Below are 6,382 nucleotides of genomic sequence, written 5' to 3'. Positions count from 1 at the left end.
CCGCCCCCGGGGGCGGGCGTCTCGCGATGGTGACGCTTCCCGTCCCGCAGGACACGCGCCGGATTCCGCAGCGCCGGTATCAGGTGGAGCCCCTCTACCGCCCGGACGTGCCGATCGACGTGAACCGCGCCGAGGGCCTTGACGCCGAGAACTACATCCCGGCGGGATCGTTCACGAAGTCGACGCTCCTGACCGGCGCGTACGCCAGCACCGGCGGCGCGGCCGGATCGGCCCCGATGCCGGTGCTGATGAAATTGAACGACCTCGCGGTGCTGCCCAACCGCTGGCGCGCGGCCGTCAAGGACTGCCACGTCACGGGTCACGCCACCGGGGACATCTCGTCCGAGCGGGTGCTCATACGCCTTGACCGTCTCGCCTGCGTGGGCCCGAAGGGCCAGATCCTCGACATCCGGGTCTCGGGCTACGCCGTCGGTCCCGACGGCAAGGTCGGCATCCGCGCGAAGCTCGTCACCCGCTCGGGCCAGGCGATCGCCGCGGCGATCTCGACGGGCGTGATCTCGGGCATCTCGAAGTCGCTCTCGCTCTCCACCCAGCAGATCTCCACCTCGACCCTCACGGGCACCCAGACCGTCGACTTCGGCAACTCGGCCTTGGTCGGCTTCGGCGAGGCGTTCTCGTCCGCGGCCAACCGCCTGATGGACTACTACCTCGACCTCGCAGACAAAATCATGCCGGTTCTCGAGCTTGAAGCCGGCATCCCTCTTGACCTTGTTTTCTCACGGGGCACGCCCCTCTCTTCGGAGTCTTAAGAATGACCGCTTTCAAATCCAACCGCGCACGCTCCCAGTCCCGCCGCGGCTCCTACGCGCAGCCCGTCCCGATGCAGACGGCCGGCGCGGTCCGGGCCGCCGTGAACTCCACTGCCGCCGGCGCCTCCGGCGACGGCGCCCTGATCCTCGTCAGCATGGACGGCATCATCAGCTGCGGCACGGTCGCCTGCGCCGCGCGGGAGGCGAGGTTCATGGTCACGATGTGCTCGGCGGCGACGCAGCTCGGGTGGCCGCTCTCGGAGCTCTGCCACCGCGCCGTGCTCAACATCGGCAACCGCAGGCGCAGCCGTGACTCGGAGGATCTCGGCTGGCTCGAGGCGTGCCGCATCCGCTACCTCGATCTGCCCGAGGACACGCCCTTCCTGCAGATCGCGACCTTCTTCATGGACTGCGACTGCCGCTTCGTGCTCCTCGTGCTGAAGCACTGCTGCGCCCCGCGCGAGAGCCTGCTCCTCGCCTCGCTCGGACTCGCGAAGATGGCCGAGGAGGAGAAGCCCTTCCGGAGCCGCCCCGAATTCCCGCTCGATGATCGCGAGCCCGACCGGCGCATCCTCGAGGATGCCCTCTTCCGCCTGAGGCGCCAGGCCTGGAGGATGCCCGTCCCGGGCGTGAAGTTCTTCGCGGAGGAAGAGCTCATGAACCGGCTCACCCCCGTCTCGGCGCTTTACTTCGCCGGAACGCCCGCATGTCTCGATAAAAACGGGCCCGGGAGGATGAGGGGCCTCGACGGCCTGATCGATCCGGACAACTCGCTTGCGCCCTCGCCGCTTTACCCGCGCTTCGGACACGTCTCGCTCGCCGTGATGAGCGGCGAGGCGAGACTGCGCGGCATGAAGCGCGTGCAGGTCCGCAGGCCCCGCGGCGGCGAGGAGCCGCCCGCGGACGCCGACGGGAGCTCGGAGAGGCGCGGCGCGGACGATTCCGGAGATCCCGGCGTCGAAACGGCCGTCGCGGAAGGCGCTCCCGCCGGGGTCCCCGAGGCCGCCGCTGAAGACGCTCCCGCGGAGGCCCCCGCCGCCGGCGTCGACAGGCGGCATTCGCTTTACATCGGCGGGACCGACAGGACCATCCGCCGCAGCATGCTCGACTGGCTCGATCGCGCCCACCCCGGCTACCTTGTATGGCGCGGAAATGAACCGCTTCCCCGCGGCCCGAAGCTCTCGCCCGACCCCGACCACGAGGTCGCGCTGAGGATGGCCGGGCGGCTGCGCGAGAACGGCGTGCCTGGCTACGACGAGGAGAACCTCTACCGCTCGAACGCGGAGCTCGGCGACCGGCAGAAGCTCCTCCAGGACCGCGAGATGGAGGAGGAGGAGGCCGGCGGGAAGGCCGACGGGAAGGCTGCGAAGAAGACCGGGAAGAAGGCCGACGGGAAAGCCGCGGAGATGGCCGGGAAGAAGGCAGACGAGAAGGCTGCGGAGAAGGCGGGGAAGAAGGCCGTTGAGAAGACCAAAGGCAAAGCCGCTGAGAAGGCGGAGGAGAGCCCGTCCGGAGAGTCCGCCCTGAATTCCACCATGAAGTTCATCCTCGCCGCCGCCATGGTCGCCGGCACCGGAACCCTCTCCGGGTGCGGCAGCATCACGGGGCTCAATGCCTCGGAGGACTTTTCCTGTCCGAATCAGACGGGCGTAAACTGCCGGTCGCTCTCGGACACCTACGCGCTGGAGCAGAAGGAAGGGCTCCCCTGGCAGCAGGCCGAGCGCGCCGAAGCCGAAGCCGCGGCCGCTGCCGCCTTGAAGGCCGAGCTCGAGGGTGATCAGCCGACCATTGAGGTGAAGAAGGTCGAGAAGGCCGTCACCGCCGACTCCGGCACCACCAACGTCACGACCGAGTCCGTCGAGACCCGCGTCATTCCCCCGAAGCCCGTCCCGGCGGAGTCGGCCGCCGTCTCGCGGCACATGAGTCCGGCGGAGCGCGAGTTTGCTCTTCGGCAGGGCGCGGGTGAGGTCGCGGCGCTCGAGGCCGCGGCCGAGCGCGAGGCGGAGCTCGCCCAAGCCGCCGAGGCCGCTCGCTCGGGCACCACCGCGAAGCGCCTTCCCGAGCGCATCGTCTCGATCCGCTTCACGCCCTGGACCGACGAGCAGGGCGACCTCCACGAAGGCAACCGCGTGCTCGTGCGCATCGCCCCGGCCCGCTGGGCCACCGCCTGGCAGGGCAACACGGGACCGGCCGTGACGACCGCGAAGCCCGCGTTCCTCACGGACAAGGCGCCCCGCCGCATCACGACCTCGAACTCCGCCCCCGCCGACGCCGATCCCTACTCGGCCGCCCCGACCGGGCCTGATGGCGCCACGCCCCTGGGCAATGGCGCACGTCTGCGCGCGGCGCAGAAGAAGTGGGTCGATGAGCTCACCGAGCGCGTGCGCCGCGTGCAGCAGCCGCTCAGGGACCCGAACGCCTCCCGCGCCGACACCGGCATCACGGTCGCCGACATGACCGAACGCAAGGAGAACGAATGATGACCACCCGCACCCTCAACTATTCAACCGTCCCCGGGGGAATCGGCCTGATCTTCGAGATCGAGCCCGTGCCCGAGTCCGTCAACGACGCGATCCGGGCGGCGATCCTCTCGGCCGCCTTCGTGCCCGACATGATTCCGAGGCCTCAGCCGGAGCCCTCCATCCCCGACGTCCCGCCCGCCTGCTCGTTTGAGCCGAAAGGGACGCGCATCGTGATGGAGGGCGGACCCAAGTGACCTTCGCTTCCTTTCTCACGAAATTTCGCGGTCGAAAGGACGGTGACCGTGCGCGCGGCAACCCGTTGAGGCCGCTCAGGCTCTCGCGGGAGCTCACGCGCACGGCGCTCGACGGGGACACTCCGGCCTTCGACACGCTCGGGCTGTGGCTCCCCTATGACGAGATCATCGAGGACCGCTTCGTCACGCTCTCCACCTCCCGCCCGGGTCATCCCGAGGGGCTCGGGGTCACGTTCGAGCTCTGGCCGCAGACGGGCGTGGACGATCCGCTCCAGAAGACGATGCTCACGATCGCGGCCGTGCCGCTCCCCGTGGGGAGCACCATCGCGGTCACCTGCATGGCCTCGCCCGCGGTCGACCCGCAGCTCGAGACGTGGGTCAAGTCCCATGAGAAGGGGCTCTCCTCTCTCTCGCCCCAGGCCGCGGCGATCGCCCGCAGGGCCGCGGAGGAACGCGCCGCGCTCTTCCGCCGCGCCGCCCGCGACCAGATCATCCCCGAGGCCCCGGTCGAGGTGCGGCACTTCCGCGTCTGGCTCTCCGTCGTGATCAAGACCGAGCGCCCGTACTCGGACGAGGCGATCGCGCAGGCGCGGTCGGTCGCGCGCTCGATGGAGGCGATCCTCTCGCAGGCCCACCTCTGGGGCGGCGTGTGGACGGCTGACGACTACGCCGCCACCGTCCGCGAGATCGTGAACCCCCAGAAGGTGCGGGCTAACTGCCTCGCTCCGAGGTCCCTCACGCCCTTCGACCAGGTCCGCTTCCAGCTCCTCGACCGCGACACCGAGGTCGAGATCGAGAAGCACGGCGTGAAGTTCCACGGGCTCGCCCACGTCACCGACACCGCGGAGTCCCGCGCGCAGGGCGTCACCGCCATCGGCTTGTCGATAGAGAACTACGCGCCGAGGATCGACCTCGCGCTCACGTCCACTTTGCTCGGCGAACCGGGGAGAGCGGGCGCGCAGATCCCCTGCCCCTTCCTCTTCACCTCGATCCTCGAGATCCCGGACATGGCGAGCGAGAAGGCGCGCGTCAACGCCATGTGCGTGCGCACGCGCCAGATGATGGGCTCGCCCGTGGCGACGCTCGTCACCCACTACCACGAGGCGCACCGGGAGTTCTCGATCGCGCAGAGGTCGTTCGAGTCGGCGGGCGGCGTCGCCCGCGTGCTCCACCAGATGGTGCTCCTCGCACCGGCGGGGCGCGAGAGCGACTGCATCCAGGCCGCGCAGGGGCTCGCGAGGAAGGCGAACATGGACCTGCAGGCCAACACGGCGCTCCACGCCCAGGCGCTGATGGCGGTGCTGCCGTGCTCGGCGGGACCTCGTTTGGCCTCAGACATGAAGCGCATGCGCAGGTTTCCGCGCCGCACCACCGCGACCGCCGTCTGCGGGTTCCCCGTGATGACGGAGTGGCGCGGCACCGGCCGCCGGCCGGGAAACTCGAGGATGACGCCGCTCCTCATGCTCACGGGGAGAAAGGGCCAGGTCTTCTTCGTCGATCCGTTTGCCAACGCCCACGGCTCCTACTCCGCGACCGTCGTGGGGAAACCGGGGTCGGGGAAGTCCGTCGTCATGAACGAACTCGCCTGCTCGACCCTCATGACGGGCGGGCGCGTCTGGATCATCGACGCGGGGTTCTCGTACAAGAAGCTCTGCTCGATCCTCGGAGGCTCCTTTCTCGAGTTCAATGAAACGAGCACCTGGGACATCAATCCGTTCCAGTTTTTGGGCGGCGAAGGCGCCGGCGACAGGGAGCTCCTCGAGATGGTCGTGAAGATCATCGTGGCGCTCGTCACCAACGAGTCGTTCCCGCCCTACGTGGAGGCGGTCCTCTCCGAATGCGTGCAGCGCGCCGCCGTGAAGGCGGGCTCCGCTTCCGGAGGCCGCGCCACGATGGCGGACTTGAAGCGCGAGCTCCTTGACTACCGCCTCCCCGAGGGCGGGGTGGAAAGGAACGCGCTCGAGCTCGCCGCCATGCTCGCGCCCTTCTGCCCGGGCGGAACGTTCGCGAAGTGGTTCGACGGCTCGGGCCGCCCGCTCGACTTCGAAAAGCGCCTGACCGTCCTCGAATTGGACGGACTCTCGGCCTGGCGGCGCCTGCGCTCCGGCGTGCTGATGACGCTGATGCTCACGATCGAGCGCGCGATGCAGTCGGGTCCGAAGAGCGAGACGAAGCTCGTCTGCATCGACGAGGCCTGGGACCTGATGAGCGACGGCGCCTCGGGGCGCTTCATCGAGACCGGATACCGCCGGGCGAGGAAATTGAACGGCGCGTTCGTCACCGCCACGCAGTCGATCGCGGACTTCTTCCTCTCCGAAACGGCCGAGGCCGCCTGGCGGTGCGCGGACACGCGCATCTACCTCAGACAGGACGCCGACAGCCTCGAGGTCCTCGAGCACGACGGAAAGATCCGCCGCGACCCGTGGCTGCGCGAGGCCATCACGTCTCTCACGACCGTGGCCGGCGCCTGGAGCGAGATGGTGGTGAAAGTGGGCGACGAGCCCGCCGCGATCGGGCGCCTCATTCTCGACCCCTACTCGCGCGTCGCCTATTCCACCTTGCCCGCTGAGGTCGAGGCCGTGCGGCGCTGGGAGGAGGCGGGCGTGCCCCTCGCAGAGGCGATCGGACACGTCGCGGCCGGCGAGCCTCCGCCTCCGCCCCATAAGACACCCGAAGAACCGCAGACACCCGGGACACCGAAGCCCTCCCCCGCGGGAAAGACACAGACACCCTGAACCATTGAGAGACGAAGCAGGAACCGCAGATGACACGCAGGAAAAAGAAGCCCGTGAACGCCCCGGAGCCCGGGAGCGATCAGAACGATCAGACGCAGGAGCCAAAGGACGGCGCGCAGGCGCAGGCCCTGGCCGCTGAGCCGAAGGGCGCTCAGAAGAGC

Annotated in this window: 4 protein-coding genes; all 4 read left to right on the top strand. The window is 69.2% G+C overall.

The window, feature by feature from the left end; all coding sequences use genetic code 11:
• Positions 1–770, top strand: a 770-nt coding sequence (locus Q4F91_RS07835) for a TraB/VirB10 family protein (RefSeq protein WP_303336443.1), incomplete at its 5' end; no start/stop codon positions are given.
• Between the two features lie 2 nt (positions 771–772).
• Entirely contained in the window at positions 773–3,250 is a 2,478-nt protein-coding gene (locus Q4F91_RS07830) for a TraV family lipoprotein (RefSeq protein ID WP_303336441.1), read from the top strand.
• Complete coding sequence (locus Q4F91_RS07825; RefSeq protein WP_303336439.1) at positions 3,247–3,486, top strand: hypothetical protein; 240 nt, start codon at positions 3,247–3,249, stop codon at positions 3,484–3,486. The genes Q4F91_RS07830 and Q4F91_RS07825 overlap by 4 nt, the downstream gene beginning before the upstream one ends.
• Positions 3,483–6,221 carry a TraC family protein gene (locus Q4F91_RS07820; RefSeq protein ID WP_303336438.1) on the top strand — a complete coding sequence of 913 codons (2,739 nt, stop codon included), beginning with the start codon at positions 3,483–3,485 and terminating at the stop codon, positions 6,219–6,221. The genes Q4F91_RS07825 and Q4F91_RS07820 overlap by 4 nt, the downstream gene beginning before the upstream one ends.
• The last annotated feature ends 161 nt before the right edge of the window (positions 6,222–6,382 follow it).

The sequence above is a fragment of the Sutterella sp. genome, from assembly GCF_030539355.1.
In the GTDB taxonomy this organism is placed as follows: Bacteria; Pseudomonadota; Gammaproteobacteria; order Burkholderiales; family Burkholderiaceae_F; genus Sutterella.
The sequence above is the reverse complement of the archived record's forward strand: the minus strand, read 5'-3'. Positions and strand labels throughout refer to the sequence as shown.

Excerpts from the sequence above, each read along its gene's own strand:
- Q4F91_RS07830 (WP_303336441.1), top strand. The coding sequence starts at position 773 with ATGACCGCTTTCAAATCCAACCGCGCACGCTCCCAGTCCCGCCGCGGC.
- Q4F91_RS07825 (WP_303336439.1), top strand. The coding sequence starts at position 3,247 with ATGATGACCACCCGCACCCTCAACTATTCAACCGTCCCCGGGGGAATC.